At 30.2% G+C, this 21,794-nt stretch carries 19 protein-coding genes and 2 tRNA genes; 5 read left to right on the top strand and 16 right to left on the bottom strand.

Going from position 1 to position 21,794, the window contains the following annotated elements; all coding sequences use genetic code 11:
• Positions 1-227: 227 nt before the first annotated feature.
• Together pflB and pflA are read left to right on the top strand one after the other, a co-directional pair.
• Positions 228-2,456 carry a formate C-acetyltransferase gene (pflB, locus tag M2214_RS03375; RefSeq protein WP_305879816.1) on the top strand — a complete coding sequence of 743 codons (2,229 nt, stop codon included), beginning with the start codon at positions 228-230 and terminating at the stop codon, positions 2,454-2,456.
• A gap of 82 nt (positions 2,457-2,538) precedes the next feature.
• Complete coding sequence (pflA, locus tag M2214_RS03370; protein ID WP_248482803.1) at positions 2,539-3,276, top strand: pyruvate formate-lyase-activating protein; 738 nt, start codon at positions 2,539-2,541, stop codon at positions 3,274-3,276.
• Between the two features lie 162 nt (positions 3,277-3,438).
• On the opposite strand, the gene M2214_RS03365 is transcribed toward pflA, so the two are convergent.
• The 4 genes from M2214_RS03365 to M2214_RS03350 all read right to left on the bottom strand — a co-directional run bounded on the left by M2214_RS03365 (position 3,439) and on the right by M2214_RS03350 (position 7,916).
• Positions 3,439-4,548 (bottom strand): M20/M25/M40 family metallo-hydrolase, encoded by a 1,110-nt coding sequence (locus tag M2214_RS03365; protein WP_248482801.1) that lies wholly within the window; start codon positions 4,546-4,548, stop codon positions 3,439-3,441.
• A 201-nt stretch (positions 4,549-4,749) separates the two neighbouring features.
• Positions 4,750-5,925, bottom strand: coding sequence for a tRNA uracil 4-sulfurtransferase ThiI (gene thiI / locus M2214_RS03360; protein WP_248482799.1), 1,176 nt, complete (start codon positions 5,923-5,925; stop codon positions 4,750-4,752).
• Positions 5,926-5,929: 4 nt separating this feature from the next.
• Entirely contained in the window at positions 5,930-7,081 is a 1,152-nt protein-coding gene (locus M2214_RS03355; protein WP_248482797.1) for a cysteine desulfurase family protein, read from the bottom strand.
• Positions 7,082-7,316: 235 nt separating this feature from the next.
• The gene (locus M2214_RS03350; RefSeq protein ID WP_248482796.1) at positions 7,317-7,916 is read right to left on the bottom strand and encodes a lactate utilization protein; all 600 of its coding nucleotides are present in this window, start codon (positions 7,914-7,916) and stop codon (positions 7,317-7,319) included.
• A gap of 383 nt (positions 7,917-8,299) precedes the next feature.
• Here M2214_RS03350 and M2214_RS03345 point away from each other — a divergent pair, with 383 nt between their 5' ends.
• Positions 8,300-9,289 carry an asparaginase gene (locus M2214_RS03345; RefSeq protein WP_248482795.1) on the top strand — a complete coding sequence of 330 codons (990 nt, stop codon included), beginning with the start codon at positions 8,300-8,302 and terminating at the stop codon, positions 9,287-9,289.
• Positions 9,290-9,444: 155 nt separating this feature from the next.
• The gene (locus tag M2214_RS03340) at positions 9,445-10,005 is read left to right on the top strand and encodes a beta-class carbonic anhydrase (protein WP_248482794.1); all 561 of its coding nucleotides are present in this window, start codon (positions 9,445-9,447) and stop codon (positions 10,003-10,005) included.
• 34 nt (positions 10,006-10,039) lie between these two features.
• Here M2214_RS03340 and hcp read toward each other — a convergent pair whose 3' ends face one another.
• Together hcp and M2214_RS03330 are read right to left on the bottom strand one after the other, a co-directional pair.
• Complete coding sequence (gene hcp, locus M2214_RS03335; protein WP_330651544.1) at positions 10,040-11,392, bottom strand: hydroxylamine reductase; 1,353 nt, start codon at positions 11,390-11,392, stop codon at positions 10,040-10,042.
• A 135-nt stretch (positions 11,393-11,527) separates the two neighbouring features.
• Positions 11,528-13,549: an ATP-dependent helicase gene (locus M2214_RS03330; RefSeq protein WP_248482793.1), complete on the bottom strand. Its 2,022-nt coding sequence runs from the start codon at positions 13,547-13,549 to the stop codon at positions 11,528-11,530.
• 118 nt (positions 13,550-13,667) lie between these two features.
• Between M2214_RS03330 and M2214_RS03325 the strand changes: the two genes are divergently transcribed.
• The gene (locus tag M2214_RS03325) at positions 13,668-14,573 is read left to right on the top strand and encodes a ribonuclease H-like domain-containing protein (RefSeq protein WP_248482792.1); all 906 of its coding nucleotides are present in this window, start codon (positions 13,668-13,670) and stop codon (positions 14,571-14,573) included.
• 45 nt (positions 14,574-14,618) lie between these two features.
• Here M2214_RS03325 and M2214_RS03320 read toward each other — a convergent pair whose 3' ends face one another.
• The 10 genes from M2214_RS03320 to acsV form a co-directional block, all read right to left on the bottom strand.
• Positions 14,619-15,686: a sensor domain-containing diguanylate cyclase gene (locus M2214_RS03320; protein ID WP_248482791.1), complete on the bottom strand. Its 1,068-nt coding sequence runs from the start codon at positions 15,684-15,686 to the stop codon at positions 14,619-14,621.
• A 190-nt stretch (positions 15,687-15,876) separates the two neighbouring features.
• Positions 15,877-15,967: transfer RNA gene (locus tag M2214_RS03315), tRNA-Ser, on the bottom strand.
• Positions 15,968-15,970: 3 nt separating this feature from the next.
• A tRNA-Gly gene (locus tag M2214_RS03310) sits at positions 15,971-16,044 on the bottom strand.
• Between the two features lie 72 nt (positions 16,045-16,116).
• A complete protein-coding gene (locus M2214_RS03305) occupies positions 16,117-16,407 on the bottom strand; it encodes a hypothetical protein (RefSeq protein ID WP_248482790.1) in 291 nt (96 codons plus the stop codon).
• Between the two features lie 10 nt (positions 16,408-16,417).
• A complete protein-coding gene (locus M2214_RS03300; protein WP_248482789.1) occupies positions 16,418-16,834 on the bottom strand; it encodes a DUF3842 family protein in 417 nt (138 codons plus the stop codon).
• Between the two features lie 23 nt (positions 16,835-16,857).
• Positions 16,858-17,046, bottom strand: coding sequence for a CooT family nickel-binding protein (locus tag M2214_RS03295; protein WP_248482788.1), 189 nt, complete (start codon positions 17,044-17,046; stop codon positions 16,858-16,860).
• 143 nt (positions 17,047-17,189) lie between these two features.
• On the bottom strand, positions 17,190-18,002 hold the full coding sequence (locus M2214_RS03290) for a lipoate--protein ligase family protein (RefSeq protein ID WP_248482787.1): 813 nt from the start codon (positions 18,000-18,002) through the stop codon (positions 17,190-17,192).
• Complete coding sequence (locus tag M2214_RS03285; RefSeq protein WP_248482786.1) at positions 18,003-18,959, bottom strand: radical SAM protein; 957 nt, start codon at positions 18,957-18,959, stop codon at positions 18,003-18,005. It lies immediately after the preceding gene.
• On the bottom strand, positions 18,956-19,822 hold the full coding sequence (locus M2214_RS03280) for a radical SAM protein (protein ID WP_248482785.1): 867 nt from the start codon (positions 19,820-19,822) through the stop codon (positions 18,956-18,958). Before M2214_RS03280 ends, M2214_RS03285 begins: the two co-directional genes overlap by 4 nt.
• Before the next feature lies 1 nt (position 19,823).
• A complete protein-coding gene (gene acsV, locus M2214_RS03275) occupies positions 19,824-21,755 on the bottom strand; it encodes a corrinoid activation/regeneration protein AcsV (RefSeq protein ID WP_248482784.1) in 1,932 nt (643 codons plus the stop codon).
• Positions 21,756-21,794: the final 39 nt, after the last annotated feature.

Here is a 21,794-nt window from a genome sequence, read left to right as displayed (position 1 = left end):
CTGTATTTTCTATCATTATTATAATGTTTTTTTAAATGATATTCAGTGACTTCGTTTAAATTTATCAAATTATCAGAACTATTAACTTTTCGTAACATTTGAATATTGTATACAAAGTTCTATATTTTTATGTTATTATATTTTTATCAACACAGATTAGCTACACAGAAATTATTTTTATATTTTTTAATCAAATAAACTATTACTTTTAAGGAGTGATTTTAATGATAAATGCATGGGAAACTTTTAAAACAGGAAATTGGTCTAAAGAAATAGATGTAAGAGACTTTATACAAGTTAACTATACACCATATGAAGGAAATGATTCTTTCTTATCAGGTGCTACTGAAAACACTAAAAAATTATGGGATGAAGTTTCAGCTTTAATGAAAAAAGAAGTTGAAAATGGTGGTACTTTAGATGTTGACACTAAAACAGTATCAGCTATAAACGCTTACAAATCCGGATATATAAATAAAGACTTAGAAACTATCGTTGGTCTTCAAACTGATGCTCCTCTTAAAAGAGCTGTAATGCCTTATGGTGGAATCAGAATGGTTGAAAATTCTTGTAAAGCTTACGGATATGAACTTGATGAAACTATTAAAGAAACTTTCTCTAACTACAGAAAAACTCATAACGATGGTGTATTTGATGCTTACACTCCTGAAATGAGAGCTGCTAGAAGTGCTGGTATAATAACTGGTCTTCCAGATGCTTACGGTAGAGGTAGAATAATCGGAGACTACAGAAGAATAGCTCTTTACGGTATAGATAGATTAATAGAAGATAAAAATGCTCAAAAAGAATCTTTAAATGTTATGTCAATGGATGAGGATACTATAAGATTAAGAGAAGAAATATCTGAGCAAATTAAAGCTTTAAAAGAAATGATTAAAATGGGATCTGAGTACGGATTTGATTTATCAAGACCTGCTCAAAATGCTAAAGAAGCTGTTCAATGGACATACTTTGGTTACCTTGCAGCAGTTAAAGATCAAAATGGAGCTGCTATGAGTTTAGGTAGAGTTTCAACTTTCTTAGATATTTACTTCGAAAGAGATATTAAAAACGGAGTTTTAACTGAAGAAGAAGCTCAAGAAATAATGGACCACTTCGTTATGAAGCTTAGAATGGTTAGATTCTTAAGAACTCCTGAGTACAATGATTTATTCTCTGGAGATCCAACTTGGGTAACTGAAACTGTAGGTGGTATGGGTATTGACGGAAGAACACTTGTTACTAAAACCGCTTTTAGAACATTAAATACTTTATATACTTTAGGTGCAGCACCAGAACCTAACTTAACTGTACTTTGGTCTAAAGATCTTCCAGAAAACTTCAAGAAATTCTGTTCTAAGGTTTCTATAGATACAAGCTCTATCCAATACGAAAATGATGATTTAATGAGAGCTTATTGGGGAGACGATTACGGTATAGCTTGTTGTGTTTCTGCTATGAGAATTGGTAAGCAAATGCAGTTCTTCGGAGCTAGATGTAACCTTGCTAAAGCTTTATTATACGCTATAAATGGTGGTGTAGATGAAAAGAAAGGAATCCAAGTAGGACCTAAATTCGCTCCTATTACTTCTGAGTACTTAGAGTTTGATGAAGTTATGGAAAAATTCGACTTGTTCCTTGACTGGTTAGCTAATTTATATGTGAACACATTAAATATAATCCACTACATGCATGATAAATATTCTTATGAAAAAGCTCAAATGGCTTTACATGATAGAGATGTATTCAGAACTATGGCTTGTGGTATAGCTGGACTTTCTGTATGTGCTGACTCTTTATCAGCTATAAAGCATGCTAAAGTTAAAGTTGTAAGAGATGAGAACGGTATGGCTGTTGATTTTGAAACAGAAGGAGATTTCCCTAAGTTTGGAAACAATGATGATGCAGTTGATTCATTAGCATCTGATTTAGTTGAATCATTCATGAACAAGATAAGAAAAAACAAAACTTACAGAAACTCTCTACACACTCAATCTATACTTACTATAACTTCAAACGTAGTTTATGGTAAGAAAACTGGTAATACTCCAGATGGAAGAAAAGCTGGAGAGCCGTTCGGACCTGGAGCTAACCCAATGCACGGAAGAGATACAAAAGGTTGTCTTGCTTCTATATCTTCAGTTGCTAAGCTTCCATATGAGCATTCTCAAGATGGTATTTCTTACACATTCACTGTAGTTCCTAAAGCTATCGGTAAGACTGCTGAAGAAAGAATAAACAACTTAACATTCTTACTTGATGGATATTTCATTCAAAATGGACACCACATCAACGTAAACGTGTTTGATAAAGAAACTTTACTTGATGCTATGGATCACCCTGAAAAATATCCTCAACTTACAATACGTGTATCTGGTTATGCAGTTAACTTTATAAAATTAACTAGAGAGCAACAATTAGACGTAATAAATAGAACTTTCCACTCAAATATGTAGTATTCAATAAAGTCCTAACAGTTTTGTTAGGACTTTATTTTGAATTTTAATTTCTTGAATTTTAATTTAAGGTGGTGTTTGTATGAGTATTAAAGGCAGAGTACATTCTCTAGAGACCTTTGGAACTGTAGATGGTCCTGGAATTAGATTTATAGTATTTACTCAAGGCTGTCCACTTAGATGTAAGTATTGTCACAATAGAGATACATGGGACCCTAGTGGTGGAAATGAATACGATGTTGATGAGCTCATGAGCGAGATAGTTAAGTATAAACCTTTTATGATTTCATCAGGCGGAGGTCTTACTATATCTGGTGGTGAGCCTACTTTGCAGCCTGAATTTTTAAAGAGCTTGCTTATTAAGGCTAAAGACAATGATATACACACAGCTATAGATACTTCAGGGTTTGTAGATATAGATGTTATAGATCCTATACTTGATTACACAGACTTAATATTACTTGATATAAAACATATAAATAGAGATGCTTTTAAAGATTTAACTGGAATTTACAATGATAAAACACTAAATTTAGCAAAGCATTTATCTGATAGAAAAATATCAACTTGGATAAGATACGTTCTTGTTCCAGGTCTTACAGATAACGAAGATGATATACGCGATCTTTGCAAGTTTATAAATACACTTGATAATATAGAAAAAGTTGAAATACTACCTTATCATTCTATGGGAAAATTCAAGTGGGAAGAACTTGGATATGAGTATGCTCTAAAAGGAATCGAGGATGCAAATGACGATGATTTATTAAAGGCTTCTAAGATATTTAAAGAGTACGGAATAAATGTGGCTATAAAGTAAAGCACAAGGACAAAATTTTGTCCCTGTGCTTTTTTTATTTAATCTAAGTACCAATAAAAAAGATGCTTATTAGAATATTATTAGAATATCGGTATTTTAATAAGCATCTTTTTCGCTTAGAAACCTAATTTATAAAAAAAAGATTTGCCCGAGGGCAAATCCTTATGCATTCTTAATTATTTCTAATACAAGCCTAGAAGTATTTACTAAATCTTCTATACTGATATACTCCTCTAATGTATGTACCTTTTTCATTCCTACACCTAAATTCACAGCCTTAATTCCATTTCCATTTAATATATTCGTATCACTTCCACCACCAGATGCCTTAGTAGTAACTTCAAAACCTAATATATCACAAGCATTTCTAACAATATTAACTACTTCATCGTTCTCATCTACATTAAATGCTGAATAAGAACGAGATGTATCTATTTCTGCCTTAGCCCCAAGTTCTTCACAAGCCTTTTCTATACACTGAACCATATGCGCTGTTTGTTTGTCTAATTTTTCATTTACTAAACTTCTAGCTTCTCCCTTTATAGTAACTTCTGGGCAAACTATATTTGTAGCCTTGCCACCCTCTATTATACCAATATTAGCAGTAGTTTCTTCATCTATTCTAAGTAAGTTCATCTTAGTTATTGCTGATGCTGCTACTTGAATAGCACTTATACCTTCCTCTGGACACACGCCTGCATGAGCTGGTATTCCTACAATTTTAGCTAATAAATTATCTTGTGCAGGTCCCTTTATTATGATTTCTCCTGGCGCTCCACCACTATCTAAAACAAAGGCTCTTTTACTTTCAATCTTATCATACTCTAGATTTTTAGCTCCATAAAGACCACCTTCTTCATAAACGCTAAAGGCTATTTCTATATCTCCATGATCTATATTTTCTTCTTTTATTATTTTTACAGCTTCTATAATAGCGGCTATACCAGCCTTATCATCTGATCCTAATATCGTAGTTCCATCACTATATATAACTCCATCTTTTACAATAGGCTTAATACCTATACCAGGAGTAACCGTATCCATATGTGCACTAAACATAATAGGCTCAGTGTCTTTATTCCCTTTTAGCTTAGCTATAATATTTCCAGTATTTGAACCAACTTTACTTCCTGCATTGTCTATGTATACATCAAGCCCTAGTTCTTCTAGTTCAAGTTTTATTTTGTTTGCAAATTCTTTTTCATTTTTTGTTTCACTATCGATTTGAACATACTCTAAAAATTTTTCAACTATTCGTTCTTTGTTTATCATAACAAAACCTCCTACTAGTATAGTATAAACCCACTATATCAATTATACTTCTCTTAATTCAAAAGTGGTATAATTTTTTTTATATATATAAATTAAGGGTTTAAAGTTAAGAGATTTTTCTCCCTAAACTCTAAACCCTTGAATATATTTCAATTAAATTTCACTTTATAATTATATAAGCTTATTTATTTCCACGCTTAATTATAACGTTATATCTACAACTTCCATATTTTCTATAGCTTCATCTATAAGCTTTTCTATATCAAGATTTTGTTCTGATAACATTATTTTTTCAAGTTTTGGCTTTGTAACAGGATTTTTAGGTAAAAATACTGTACAACAATCTTCTTCTGGTATTATAGAAGTTTCAAAAGTTCCTATTTTCTTAGCAATATCAACTATTTCACTTTTATCCATAGCTATTAAAGGTCTAAATACAGGTACATTAACTGATGCATTAGTAACAGTAAGTCCTTGTATTGTTTGAGATGCAACTTGTCCTATACTCTCTCCAGTTACAAGTGCATTACAGCCTTTAGCTAATGCTACTTTTTCAGTTATTCTCATCATAAATCTTCTAGATATAATTGTCATCTCTTCTTCTTTACAGTGTTCATTTATCTGCTTTTGTATAGGAAGAAGGTTTACACTATGCATTCTAAGTTTTCCACAATATTTAGATAAGATTCTCGCTAATTCTTCCACCTTTTCTTTAGATCTCTCGCTAGTAAACGGATAACTATGATAATGCATTAACTCTAGGTCAACTCCTCTTTTAGCTACCATCCAGCCTGCTACAGGAGAATCTATCCCTCCTGATAATAATACCATTGCTTTTCCATTAGTTCCAAGAGGTAGTCCTCCATAACCATCTATTCTCTCTAGATAAGCTACACAACACTCTTCTCTTAGTTCTGCTTCAACCTTCACATCAGGATTTCTTACATCAACTTTTATTTTATCTCCTAATTCAGATAGTAAATATCCACCTATGTCTCTACTCATTTCAAGTGACGTCATCTTGAATTTTTTATCAGTTCTTTTAGATTCTACTTTAAAAGTTTCTACATCTTCAAACTCGATTTTATCCTTTAATATTTCAAGTGATACTTCTTTTAATTTTTCATAATCATTTTCAAATTTGACAGCAGGGCTTAACGAAACTATTCCAAAGACCTTTCTAGCTTCTTCTATTATAGCTTCATGATCATATTCTTCAACATCTATATATATTCTTCCAAACTGCTTGTATACGTTTAACTTTCCTATTGCTTTTAAAGCGTTTTTAATATTTTTTACAAGCTTGTCTTCAAATATATATCTATTTTTGCCTTTTACTCCTATTTCTCCGTATCTAGCTATTACTACATTATACATTGGTTCACCTCTTATTTATTATAATTCTTAATTCTTCAACTTTTTTCTTTATTATTTGAACAGCCTTTTTTATATCTTCTTCTTTATTCATAGTAGATAAACTAAATCTTATAGCTCCTTCTATTTCTGTAGTCCAAAGCCCCATTTCTATTAAAACATGACTTCCTTTTTTCTTAGAAGAACAAGCTGACCCTGTTGATACATATATATTATCTTCTTCTAAATAGTGAAGAAGTATTTCTCCCTTTATTCCTATGAAGGATACATTTAATATATGGCATACTCCATCTTCGCTACTATTTATCTTTATATCATCTATATTAGATTTTATTTCATTCAGTAATAATTCTTTTAAATTAGTAACCTTTTCTATATTATCCTTTAAGTTGTCCATTGTTATTCTAACAGCCTCAGATAAACCAAATATTCCCGGTACATTTTCAGTTCCAGACCTAAATGAACTTTCTTGTCCTCCACCTGTTACAATAGACTTTATCTTAGTGTTTTCTTTTACATACACAAATCCAATTCCCTTTGGTCCATGTATTTTATGACCACTTACAGACATTAAATCTATATTGTATTTTGAAGGCTTAAAATCTATTTTTCCAAATGATTGTACTGCATCTACATGTAAATATACCTTTCTTTTCAACTTAGATAAGTATCTACCTATTTTATCAATAGGCTGAATAGCTCCAACTTCATTATTTACATGCATAATACTTACAAGTGTTGTATCTTCTCTTAAAGCATTCTTAAAATCTTCAAAATCTATTAATCCCTTTTCATTTACGTCTAGGTATGTAACTTCATATCCGTCTTTTTCCAAGTCTTTAAAAGTATTTAATACAGAAGGATGTTCTATTTTAGTAGTTATTAAATGCTTACCACTTCTGTGATTAGCATAAGCTACACCTCTTATTATTATATTGTTAGATTCAGTTCCCCCAGATGTGAAGAATATCTCTTTATCCTTAGAACCTACATACTTTGCTATTTCTTTTCTAGCATTCTTTATTTCTTTTTCTACTAATACTCCTTTTCTGTGTATAGAGGAAGGGTTAGCATACTGCTCAGTTAAAGCGTAAACCATTTTATCTACCACTTCTTTATACGGTTTTGTAGTAGCACTATTATCTAAATAAATTTCCATTTAATCACCTTCTAATAAGATTAGCTTCATGTTATCGCATAACTCATATCACCAACGAATCTTCACAAACTCCGTTCTTAAAATTCACATTCGTTCATAGCCCCAACAAGTCTTAACAGACTCTGTTACTTAGAAATAGTTGCAAATTTAGTTCTTTAATCAATGTTATTCACATATTTGAAATTATATATTAAAGCCAAATAATATATTATATTATTTGGCTTTTGTTGTAAAGTTAATACCCTATTTCTTCATTTAATATATATACTTTGAAATCTATTGTAGGTGGTTTTTTCTCTATTATACTAGTTACCATGCACATTCTTTGATCACTTTTGCAATCTACACAAGAATCTATTTTTGCACAAGGAGTATTAAGGTTAAGTCTTCTAGCGTTGTTTGGACATGCAGATGTTTTTATTCTATTCATAGCATCATCATAATCCTTACTTATTTTATTTATACCACATACAAGAATTACCTTCTTAGGTCCAAAGAACATAGATGCAACTCTATTTCCTACACCATCTATGTTTATTATTCTGCCATCCTCCAATAGAGCATTTGTACTTGATAAGTATACATCAGAGAAAATAGCTTTTTTAAGAAGTTCCATTCTCTTGCTAGGTTCAACCTTCCAATGCCAAAGCACCTCTTTAGATTTGTTTACAAGTTCATCATATACATCTATCTCTTGTATAGACATAGATCCTCCTATTGCCACTACATCATCTTCATTTACTTCATTTAATAAGTCTTTTTTAAGCTCATCTCTAGTTTCAAAAAATTTTGCCTCAATACCTCTTTTACTTAAATTATCCAATAAATCTTTCATAAAAAACTCCCCCTTATTTTAGTTATAACAATATTATAACTTATTATAGCTTATTATAGCTTAAGTCATGAAACTTTTTAAAATAAATTTTAAAACAATATGTGCCTACATATTTTTATAAAATTATATTAATTTATATATTTTTTTGAAAAAGCTATTGCAAAACATGTCGTATTTTGTTATACTATCTTTAGTGGTTATCCCCCTGGTAACCTCAATAAAATCTCTATTCCCAATACCCCTTTTGAACGGATTTTCACATTTTCGGATGTGAAGCCTGCCTATATGGCAGGTTTTTTTTTGTTTATTTTTGTGTTAAACATCTATAACCACGTTTATTATTATATAATTAATATACAATATCTTTTAGGGAGGTAAACTTTATGAATAAAAAAAAGGTTGCTATAGTCTTCACAGGAGGAACAATATCTATGACAGTAGATTCTAGAATAGGTGCTGCTATTCCCTCTCTCTCAGGAGAACAGATAATGTCTATGGTTACAAATATAGATAAAATAGCTGACATAGAGGTTGTCAATTTTTCAGAAATCCCAGGACCTCATATGACACCTGAAATGATGATGGATCTTAAAAATTTAATATCAGATTTAGTTGATAGAGACGATATAAATGGTGTTGTTGTAACTCACGGTACTGATAGTTTAGAAGAAACTGCTTATTTTTTAGGTCTAACTCTTTATACTCAAAAGCCAGTAGTTGTTGTTGGGGCTATGAGAAATTCTTCAGAGCTTGGTTATGATGGACCAAGCAATCTTGCAGCAGCAGTTTGTACTGTTATAGCTGATGAAGCTCAAAATAAAGGTGTTTTAGTAGTTATGAATAACGAAGTAAACCTAGCCTCAGAAGTAACTAAAACGAACACGTTAAGTCTTGATACTTTCAAATCTTTAACTTATGGACCACTTGGAATAATAGATGATAATAAGTTAATTCTTCACAGAGATATAGTAAGGAAACAGCATATACATACTCATAAAGTTGAGGCTAATGTTGATTTAATTAAAGTTGTAGCTGGAATGGATTCAAAATTTATAAACTTCTCTATAGACTCAGGAACTAAGGGCATAGTTATAGAAGCTATGGGAAGAGGAAATATCCCTCCAAAAATGTTAGATGGCATCAGATATGCAAAAGAAAAAAACATACCTGTAGTTGTAGTTTCTAGATGTCACTCTGGAAGAGTTTTAGATACTTATGGATATGAAGGTTCCGGAAGAGATTTAGTAGATCTAGGATGTATACTAGGCGGAAATCTACCTGGACAAAAAGCAAGAATAAAACTAATGCTTGCTCTTGGAAAAACTAATGATATAGATGAGATAAGAGATATATTCGAAGAAGGATTATATTAGCATAATTTTTTAGACTGTTGACGAGATTATCGGTAACAGTCTTTTTTTATTTATTTTTTATTTTAATATCAAATATTATTTTTTAATTAGGACTAGAAATCAAATGCTTTTACTATTATAATTAATAAAATACCATTTGAAAAGGAGAGATCTCTTTGAATAAACTAAAAGAAATATTAGTCCATAATAAATCATTCGTAGAGAATAAAAAATACGAAAAATTCAAAGCTACAAAATATCCAGGTAAAAAAATGGTTATATTTTCATGTATGGATACAAGATTAACAGAATTACTCCCACATGCATTAAACTTAAAAAATGGAGATGCAAAGATTATTAAAAATGCAGGTGGAGTAATTATGCATCCATTCGGAAGTGTTATGAGAAGTATTTTAGTTGCAATATACGAGCTACAAGCAGAAGAAATTTTTGTAATAGGTCATCACGGTTGTGGCATGAGTAATATAGATACTGATAAAACTATCAAAAAAATGATAGATAAAGGTATATCAAAGGATACCATGACAACGCTCGAATACGCAGGCATAGATTTAAAGAAATGGTTACACGGCTTTGATTGTGTAAATGATTCTGTTAGAGAAAGTGTACTAGCTATAAAAAATCATCCATTAATACCTCAAAACACAGCTGTTCACGGGCTTATAATAGATCCTGAAACAGGGGAGTTAGAAGTTGTTGTAGATGGATATGAATAAGCAAATAAAAAAAGAGGCATATGCCTCTTTTTTATTATCCTAACATTTTTTCTAAATCAGCTTTAGCATCTCCACTTATTAATTGTAAGTTAAATGCATCTTGTAGTACTCCAAGAACTCCTGGTGATACAAATTTTGGAGCTGATGGTCCTATATAAATATTTTTAACTCCTAAGCTAAATAATCCTAGTAATATAGCTACAGCTTTTTGTTCAAACCAAGAAAGAACTATTGTAAGAGGAAGATCGTTAACTCCACAATCAAAAGCTTCCGCAAGTGCTATTGCAATTTTTGCAGCTGATCCTGAATTATTACATTGTCCTAAGTCTATATATCTTGGTATTTCAGTTCCAGGAACTGTTCCAAAGTCTATATCATTAAATCTAAATTTACCACATGAAGTTGTAAGTATTACAGCTTCTTTAGGTAATGAGTTTGAAAGTTCTCTATAGTAATCTCTTCCTTTAGTAGGTGCATCGCAACCTGCTATTACAAAGAATCTCTTTATCTTTCCAGCTTTAACTGCATCTATTATTTCTGGAGCTATTGAGAGTACAGTATTGTGATGGAATCCTGTAGTTAAAGTCTTATCTGATTCAACGTTAGCTTTAGGCATAGATAATACCTTCTCAATTATCGGAGAAAAATCATCGTTAACTATCTTATTTATGCTTTCAAGTCCACAAGTTCCATAAGTCCAGAATCTATCACCATATGATGCATTAGATTTTAACGGCATTAAGCAGTTAGTAGTTCCAAGTATAACCCCTGGGAATGATTCAAATAAAGTTCTTTGATCATACCAAGCTTTACCTACATTACCTTTTAAGTGAGAGTATTTCTTAAGCTCTGGATATCCATGAGCTGGAAGCATTTCTGAATGAGTATATACGTTTATTCCTTTTCCTTCAGTTTGCTTTAATAACTCTTCAAGTGCGTATAAGTTATGTCCTGTTACAAGTATTGGATGTCCTTCTATTTTATCTTGAGATACCTTAACTGGAGTTGGAACACCTAATCTTTGTGTATGAGCTCTATCTAATAAATCCATAACTTTAACAGTAGCATCTCCAACCTTCATAGCCATATCTATATGCTCTTGTAAGTTAAAGTTTGAGTTTGTCAAAGTTGCGTATAAAGCTTCATGAACTATTCCATCTACCTCAGGATCTATCATTCCAAGCTCTCTTGCATGAGTTGCATAAGCTGCCACTCCTTTTAATCCAAATATTATTGTATCTTGAAGACTTGCTATATCAGGATTTTTTCCACAAACTCCAAATTTAGTACATCCATTCTCTGGTGTTTGCTCACACTGATAACAAAACATTGGACATGCCTCTTTAGTATTTTTCACTTCTTCTTTCTTTCCAAATAAGTTAAACATTCAACCTACTCCTCTCATCTATTTAAATTTTGTTTGCTTTAATTGCTCGAATACGTATATAGTATATCATTTTAGTATAGTTTTCCGTAACCGATGTTACTACAATAAAAAAAATCGCAAACTCTGCGATTTTTCTTATACTTTCTCTATTAATTTATTTCTAATGCACACCCTATAGTTCAATATTTTTATATCATCTTTAAATTCTATTTCTATCATATTATCACTTTTGTTTATTACTTTTCCTCTTTTGAACTTTTTATGGTTTATTATATCTCCTTTTTTTATAGCGTCTAGTTCTTCATCAGATGGTTCATTGATTTCTTCCATAAACCTGGATGCAAAAGCTCTTTTTCCATATTTATATTGAGGACTTGATATATGAAGCTTATCCATGGCCCTTGTCATAGCCACATAAAGAAGTCTTCTCTCTTCCTCAACATCATCATTACCTTCAACAGATTTTTCGTGAGGTATAACCCCTTCAATAACTCCTATTATAAATATATTCTTAAACTCTAGACCTTTAGCAGAGTGAATAGTAGTTAAAACGACCTTATCCTTATTATCGTCTTTCTTCTGATTTAAAATTTCTTCTTTAACCTTACTTATATGATCTAAATAATCTTCTATAGTCTTGTAGTTTGATGCTCCACCTTCTATTTCATTTAATATTTCAAATAAACCTGTGGTCTTTATCTTTCTCTTCTGACAATACTCTATTAAGTATCTATCATATTCAAGACTTGTCCTTATATAGGATATAGCATCCTTTGGAGATATCCTACTTATATAATCAAGGTCTAGTTCTAAATCTTCTATAGTCTTTATCTGCCACTTATTCAGATTTGCTTTAGTTTTTATATTGGTTAAGAAGTCGCCATCTGCCATGGCTATTTTTATGCTTTCCTTAGATATATATCTAAACGGCTTATTTATAATTCTAGATAATTCATCCTTTAATCCACTATATAAAGCTACACTCAAATAGCTTATAATATCCTTGCTAACCCAATGATCATATATACTAACAACCGTATCCCTTATTACAAACGGTATATTCATATCCATAAATACATCTACAAGAGCTCTTGACTGTATATTGGTTCTATATATGACGCTAAAATCACTATAACTCATATTGTTACTATTGATATTTTCAATAATTAAGCTTCCAACTTTTCTAGCCTCATCTTCAGAATCCTCTGGTGATAAGAACAATATGCTATCACCTTTTCCCTTAACAGACTTTATAACCTTATCATACCTGTTATTATTGTTTCTAATAAGCTTATTTGATGTATTGATTATCACATCAGTAGATCTATAATTTAAATCGAGCACTATGTACTTAGAGTTTGCAAAATAATTTTTAAATTCTAATAAGAAATCAGGTCTAGCACCTCTAAATCCATAAATACTTTGATCTTCATCTCCAACAACAAATATATTGTTACCCGGCTTTGATATCATCTTCAAAACCTCAAATTGAACCTTATTTATATCCTGAAATTCATCTACCAATATGTATTTATACTTATTCCTAATTAAATTAAGTATGTATTCATCCTCTTTTAAAAGATTATAAGTATGTATTAACATATCATCAAAATCTATTTTTTTCATATCACTCTTATAATTTTCATACATAGAATACACTTTTAAAAACTCATCATTAGACACTACGCAAGAATCAAAATCATGAGGATCCAACAATTCATTTTTAAGAAATGATATTTCATTTATAACACCCTTTATAACATCCTCTTCCTGATAATTCTCAACATCCATACTCTTTAATATATTCTTTATAGTATACATTTTTTTATTTTCATCTAATAAATTATCGAGTTGATAATTTTTAAATCCCCTAAGAATTCTAAAAAACACAGAATGAAAAGTCCCAAAATTGACTCTATTTATTAAACTATTAGAAGATAACCTAATACTTCTTTCCTTCATTTCAGTAGAAGAAGCCTTAGTAAAACTGATAGCTAATATATTCTCAGGCCTAATCTTAAAATTTTGAACCAAATTATTTATTCTATAGCTTATAACCCTTGTTTTTCCAGAACCCGGACCAGCTATTACCATACATGGTCCTTTAAAGTGATTAACAGCTATATTTTGATTTTCATTTAAACTCTCACAATTCATATTCATCACCTAATTACTATAATATAACTTTTAAAATTCTCATTCAAGCATCAAAATCTATATGATATTATTATTATAGTCATATTTAACAAAAGCAAAACTACTCGAGGTGATTTAAATGGAAGTTATAACCTATAAAATAGACGAAATAATAGATATCCCTAAAAATACTTGTGTATTTGACATAGAAACCACAGGTCTTAGTCCTAAGTACAACAAAGTAATATTAATAGGTATATTATATATAAAAGATAACCAAACAATAATCAAGCAATTTTTTGCACACAATACTGATGATGAAAAGGAACTTTTATTTTATTTCAAAGAAGTATTTAAAACATTTGATAAGCACATAACATTTAATGGACATAGATTTGATATTCCTTTTTTAAATAAAAGGTTTGAAAAAAACGATTTAAATTTCTTTATAGATAAAACTAACGATATGGATATACTCAAAATAGTAAAACCATATCAAAAAAAATTAAATCTTGAAAACTGCAAATTAAAAACAGTAGAGAGTTTATTGGATATAAAAAGAGAGGATACTATATCAGGAAAAGAAAGTGTTGATATGTACAAAGAATTTGAATCAACTAAAAATGAATCATTAAAGAAAAAGATACTTCTTCACAATTACGAAGATATCTATTACTTAGCAAAATTATTTAAAGTACAAGACATAATCGATTCAAGCGAAACGTACCTAAATATAGATTATCTAGATACAAATCTAAAATTAAAACTATCAAAATATAAATTCAAAGGCAATTTTATCTATATAGAATATATGTCCAAAGATATTATACCTATTAACATACAGATATATGAAGATGAGTATTCCATACTAGGCTCTAATCAAAAAATTACAGTAGAATTAAATGTATCATATGCGACAACATCTAATAATAATAAAGTTGTATTCTTTAAACACGATAAAATAGTTCCACTAAAAATAGACTCCGATGTTTTAGAAGACAACATATTATCTGTAGCATCTCACTTATTCAAAAATATTTTTTAAAATTCCAATAAAAAAATGTATCTCTATGTTTTGAGATACATTTTTTCAGATTGAAGCTATATGAATTTTATTTTTGCAATTATTTTTCTTACCCTCTATAAGTGCCATATCTGCAAGATTAAATATTTTATCAGCTCCATCTACTAATTTTGAAGATGCAACACCTATAGTCATAGTTATATCTAGACCTGTATCTCTTATTATATCAAGATTTGGTACGCCTTGTCTCAACTTTTCTAGTATTCCAATAGACTCCTCAATCGACTTATACAATATAATAACAAATTCATCTCCGCCTATACGTATTAAATAACCTTCGTGATCTTCAATTATTTTTCTTGCCATTTCACTTATATATATCAATACATCGTCGCCTTTTTTATGACCAAATAAATCATTTATTATCTTAAAATTATCTAAATCAAATACAGCTAGTGTATACTCTCGTTCTGATAAATCTTCCGAAATAATTTTTTCAAAATATTTTCTATTATAACATCTTGTAAGAGGATCTTTGTTTGTTATTTCATTTACTCTTTCAAACAACTTAGAATTAACAGCCGCTATACTTAATTGTATAGAAAGTATATCGAAGAAACTCTTAGTATTTTTATTAAAAAAATTCTTATTTCTATGCTCCAATATTATAACGCCCATCCTTATATTAGTTCTAAAATCATCTAACGGAGATATTAATATAGAGTTAACATTTTGACCTTTACAGAAACTAAAGTTTTTATTGCTTACATCCAACGTCTTAGTTTCTTTTATTTTTAAAATATCATCCGGAAAGTAACTGCAGCTATTTATCTCATATTCATTACTGTTGTATATACTTCTTGAATAAGATGTGTATCTATTTATACTATTGCTCTTCATCCATATACTGCATGTATCTACACCTAAAACTCCCATAAGTATATCTGTAATATTTCTCATTAACCCTTCAAAAGAATCAATAGTTCCAGATGCTTTTATAACCTGACTTAATATCCAATTTGTAGCTTTATACTCTTGAAGTTCTTTGTTTAAATTAACATTTTCTATTCTCAACTCATCATTCTGCATCTTAATCTTTTCATTCTCTATATTACTTTTTATTCTATTTAACATTTCGTCCTCCAATTTAAGATTAATCAATTCAACTTTAAATCAAAGATACTTCTTATTATAATATTTTATGCTATACCTATTTTTTATATGATTAAACATAATCTTATGTATTATTACATTTTTGTATGCTTTAAACAAGTTTTTATGTTAATAAAAAAACAACTTATATTAATATAAGTTGTTTTAATACTGGCGGAGAAGGAGGGATTTGAACCCTCGCGCCCCGTAAAAGACCTACTCCCTTAGCAGGGGAGCCTCTTCAGCCACTTGAGTACTTCTCCATATGGAGCGGGTGAAGGGAGTCGAACCCTCGCAGCCGGCTTGGAAGGCCGGAACTCTACCACTGAGCTACACCCGCATATTGTTCACTTGACTAAAATAATAATATCATATTAACCAAAGCTTGTCAATGGTTAATATGATATTAAAATTACATATTTTTTTTAGCTTCTACTAACATGTCATTAGCTTTTTCCATATATTCTATGGCTTTTTCTATATTCTTAGCAACTTCATCTTTACCCATTTCTTTTGATTTATCAGCCCACTCTTTAAAACTCTCCTCATGAGATTTATTATGCTTAACCCAATGTGCTAAAAGAACTCTTAAAGTTTTTTCTTCCTTGTCTTCATCATTATGAGAATGAAGACTGTGATGATGACCAGAAATTTCATGATCATGATCATTAGTATGATGGTATCTCTTTTCAAATTTATTCATATTTATCCCCCTATTTTATATTAAATTCTTTTTTTATAAGCTTTACAGCATCCTTTATCAAAAGAATTAAAGGTTTATTTTCAAGTCCTACAAGTTCAAAATCTTCTGGAATCAAAGGCAATAATATTTTTAATGCTTCTGAATCTGATATAGCTTCACTCATTCTACTTGTAACCTCACCCATCATAGAATTCGGAATAACTATAGACATCGGTCCTATTATAACATTTGCTTTTTTAGAAGATACACATATAGCATTCTCACCTGTAGCTCCTTTATTAGCATGGCTTTTCATCATAGATGAAGTTGCTATCGAGTTAGTTCCAAGTCCGTATATTTCTATGTAAGAAGGTAATTCATCTCTTAAACTACTCACTATTTGAGATCCTATTCCTCCACCCATTCCGTCAACTACAGCTATAATCATATTTTATCCCCCAAGTTTATTATTTACTTCTCTTCTATAATTATTTTGTGATCTATAAGTCTAATTTCTTTAACTTCACCATCTATAATTTTTTGATCTCCTAATAAGTCTGCCAAGTATACTTTTCCATTTTCAGGCTTCATATACACTACATTTTCCATTACTTTTTCAAGACCATCTTCTTTACATAAATAAGCTGTTGATTCACACATTTTATAATTCCTCCCCTATTAATAGACAAAAAGATTCCCTTAAAGCTCTCTTCAAAAAGCCTTAAAGAAATCTTCATGATCTCTATGTATTATTCTATTATCTTCTTATTAAAGTATAACATGTTAATTTTGTTTTATCAATATTATCTCTTTTTATTCCAATCATCATTTGAGTATTTTTCATACAACTGTTTTGCAAGTTTTATTTCATAATCAGATAACTCATCTTCATATATTTCTATATTAAAATGCTGCTCTAATTCTTTAATGATATTTTCCTGTAAAATGTTTATATCTACTTTCTTTCCTAGTTCATTTTCTATTCCGCTAGCTTTTTTCAATGTTACTCTTTTTAACTTTTCTTTCTTTGACTCATCTATTTTTATAATAGAGATCAATTTATCTACATCAAAATCTAAAACAATAGATCCATGTTGTAGAATTATTCCTTCCTTCCTAGTTTGAGCGCTGCCGACTACCTTTTTATTATTTATACTTATTTCATAATGAGACTTAGAATTAAAGCATACAGCACTTTTATCACTTTTTATATCTTTATGAGCTCGAGTTAGTGGATCTATATCCACGCCACTCACCTTAAGTCCATTTGCCAGTCCTTCACTTATATACCTATAAGTTTGCATTATTCCTCCATCCATCAATGGATTCTTTTCATCTACAACTATGCTGTATGTAAGTTCATTATCATGCAAAACTGCCCTTCCTCCTGTTGTTCTTCTAACAAAATCAACTCCAAGTTTTTTGCATATATTTATATCTATTTCGTCTTCCATTTTTTGAAAATATCCTATACTAACACAAGCTGGTTTCCAAGTATAAAATCTTATAGTAGGGTCTACTCTTTCTTCTTTATATGCATTCATAATAGCTTCGTCTATAGCCATATTCATATATCCATCGTATGCCCTATTTCTTATTACTCTCCACTTTTGCAATTATACCACCTCTATGTTCATTTCAAGCTCTGATATAGCTCTTAAGCATTCTTTATCTGTTAATTGTCTGGAATAATTATATATAGTTCCTCCAGGTCTCTCGTTATAATATGGTCTGTTACAACCTTTGCATCCAGATATTATAAAAGGTATTCCTCTTTTTATATCATCATTTTCTTCCGGTCTTATATTATTTATCTCTTTTAATTCTCTATTTATGAACTTAAAATCTTGTTTTTTATGTCCACGCTTTATTAAGTATGTCATAAGTTGGATCTTTCTATAGTCATTTATGCTTGGCTGTTTCTGATTTTCAAGTTTAGTCCCTTTAATAGGCGTAAATGCAAAAAGGCTTACAGTTACGTTATTATTAATAAAGTCCTGATATAAATCAAATATATCCTCATGACTTTCTCCAAGACCTACTATTATGTGAGTACTTATCTTTCCTTTATATCTACTTGCCATTTCCTTTATAAATTTTACTTTTTTATAAAAATTATTTCCCTTTATCTTTTCATATAGTTCTTTATTTGCGGCGTCTATTGCAAGACCTATCTTGTCTACACCAATATCAAATACCTCTTTAACCTCCTCTTCAGTCTCAACCTTTGCCGACAAAGATATTGGAAATTTAAGACTTTGCTTTATGTATTTTATAAATTCCTTTGACTGTTTTAATGCTTCATCAGTTCCCATAGCTTGAATGCAAATTCGCTTTATATTTTCTCCACTATAATTTAGCAGAGCTTTTAGTGACTCCTCTTTACTAAATTCGGGCCAAAGGACTCTAGAAAGTCTATCTTTTCTAGATGTACTCTCTATTGATTGAGAACAAAAAGCACACTTATTATCACATCCATTTCCAATCATTATATAAGCAGTAGTAGGGTTTATTTCCATAGTAGCATTAACCAACCCAAGTTCAATAGCACTTCCATAAGATAGATTTATCATAATACACAACACCTTTCTAGCTTTTGTATATTACACTTTATGTTCATGGCTTCTTCTATAGCTTCTTTAGACGGCATTACTATATTATTTATTCCGCTTAATATAGCCATCTTATCTAATTGTTTTCTATATTTACCTCTTGGTCTCATACACCCTAAGTTTATGTGTATGTTAGGAAATTTCATTCTAGCTTCACATATAATCTCTATTACATCTTCTATTTTAGGTGGTTGAATTTTCTCAAACTCGGTTCCTTTAGTTGGAATTAAAACTATAAACGTTATACTATCCGGATTTTGAGTTTCTAAATATTCTAAAGCATCGTACTCTCCTTTTATTTGACCAGAGTCTATGCCTATGCAAATATGAGGAACTACTCTAGTATATTTTTTTAATATCTCGTATGATTTTATATAATCTTGTTTTTTCTTATCTATTTTATATACATTTTTTATAGTTTCATCGTTCAATAAAATATCGAAAGAAGCTACATCTATATAACCTGATATTTTTTTTATATCATGCTCATCCATAAGACCTAGATGAGCATTAATTTTGTATCCCTTATTTTTTAAAACCTCAATATCTTTTATATGATTTATAATAGGTACCTGCCCATCAAAAGAGCACCCCCCGCTTATCAAAAAGCTATCAATATTTCTGTGCTTAATCTTTTCATCTATTTCATTTATATCCGTCATATTTTTAAGATAGTGTCCATTGCAATGAGCACATTTTAGACTACAATCATTTCCTGTAGTAGTAACAGCTAATGTCTTATTTGGATATGAAAATATAATATTTTTCCCAAAGTTACTTTCTTTAATTTTAAGAGCTCTACTCATCTTGTCTTCAAGCTTCATACTAACACCCCAACATATGTTTTACACTAGGAAATTTTTCTATATCAGTATGCGGTAAAAAACAAGCTGATATAAACTCATCCATATAACTTGGATATACGCTAAGTTCTACATAAGTCATAGAATCTGAACATTCCTCAAGCTTACATCTTGCATCCTCACTAGTTAAAGCAAGATAACATCCCATCAAAGAGCTATTTCCTATATAAGAATATTTTGTTTTATCTACATCTGGAAGCATTCCTATTAGTATAGATTTTTCTATATTCAAGCTACTTCCTATACCTCCAGCTATCAATACTTTATCTATCATGTCAAAATCCATACCTAGGCTTTCAACTAACGTCATTATTCCAGAGTAAACAGCTCCCTTAGCTCTTATAAAGCTATCTATATCTACTTCTGTTATAGCTATATCACTCTCTATATTGTAATCTTCTTTAAAAGCAAGTACATATTCTCCTATTTCATTTTCATCAAATCTTATTCTATCAGAACCTATATTTTTATTTATTTTTCCTCTTCTATCAATAATATTATTTATAAGCATTTCTGCTATTAAATCTATTATTCCAGAACCACATATTCCCTGCGGCTTATCATTTGATATGATTGTAAGAGTTGGTTCTAATGTATTTTTATCTATTCTAATCTTCTCAATAGCACCACTTGATGCTCTCATTCCACAGCTTATCTCTCCCCCCTCAAATGCAGGTCCAGCAGAGCAAGCACATGTCATTAAATAATCTTTATTCCCAAACACTATTTCTCCATTTGTTCCCAAATCTATGAATAAAACATTATCATCAGATGACCAAATTCCTGATGATAATACACCTGCTGTAATGTCACCACCTACATAACTTGCAACGCAAGGAGTTATATATATATATGCATCATTATTAATTTCGATTTCAAGCTCTTTAGCTTGCATGTAAGGAGATTTTGAAAATGCTGGTATATAAGGTTCCATTCTCAAGTAATCAGGATATACATTCAAAAGCAAATGCGTCATTGTTGTATTTCCACCAGCTACAAGTGCTACAATATCATTTTTATCAATACCCAACTCATTGTACATGTTTTTCAAAATAGGATTTATAGTTTCATGTATTATAGCTTTGTTTAATTTTTCAAGGCCATCATTTTTAGTTGAATATATAATTCGATTTATAACATCTGCACCATACTTTATTTGAGCATTTCCCGAAGAAGCTTTGGCCACTATTTTCCCTTTACACAGATCTACTATACATGCTGCCACCGATGTCGTTCCTATATCTAGCGCAACTCCATAGAACTTATCGGTTGTATCACCTTCTTCTATATTTACTATATTAGTAGAATTATTTCCTTTTGGTATATGAGTTATTGTAACTTTAAAGTCCCCTTTTCTCAACGTACTCGGAACCTTTCTTATAGTTTCTATCTTACAAGTGATCTTTTCATATCCAAAATTATGTCTTAAATGTCTTTTTATTCTATCAAAATCAGATATATTATCATCAAGATTTGGTAATTCTATATTTACATAATCTTTTCTAACATATGATTTGAACTCCATGTTATTGTTAGATATTAATTCTTTACATTTTTGAAGTAGTTTCTTATATACGTTGCTAGTAGAATCTTCTATTTTCATTTTATCCATAGAAGATGACAATTTACTAGGTACTTCTACTTGTATATCTTCTACAACCTTACTATTACATGCTAACACATATCCATTATCAAACTCTTCATCCGTTATATGAGTAGTTTTTTTAGTGTCTACTCTTCCATTTATAATCTTTACTTTACATTTTCCGCAGGATACATTTCCGTTACAAGGTGCATCTATAAAAACATTTCCTTTTCTAGCTATTTCAAGTAAATTATCTTTATATTCACAGCTAACTTCTATATTTTCTGGCATAAATTTTACCTTTATCACTTTATATCCCTCCAAAAAACACTTCCCCAGGAAAGCCCT

Origin of the sequence: Tepidibacter aestuarii, from assembly GCF_934924865.1 — a bacterium.
Classification (GTDB): Bacteria; Bacillota; Clostridia; order Peptostreptococcales; family Peptostreptococcaceae; genus Tepidibacter_A; species Tepidibacter_A aestuarii.
Note: the sequence above shows the minus strand (reverse complement) of the source record. Positions and strands in the feature narration are given on the sequence as shown.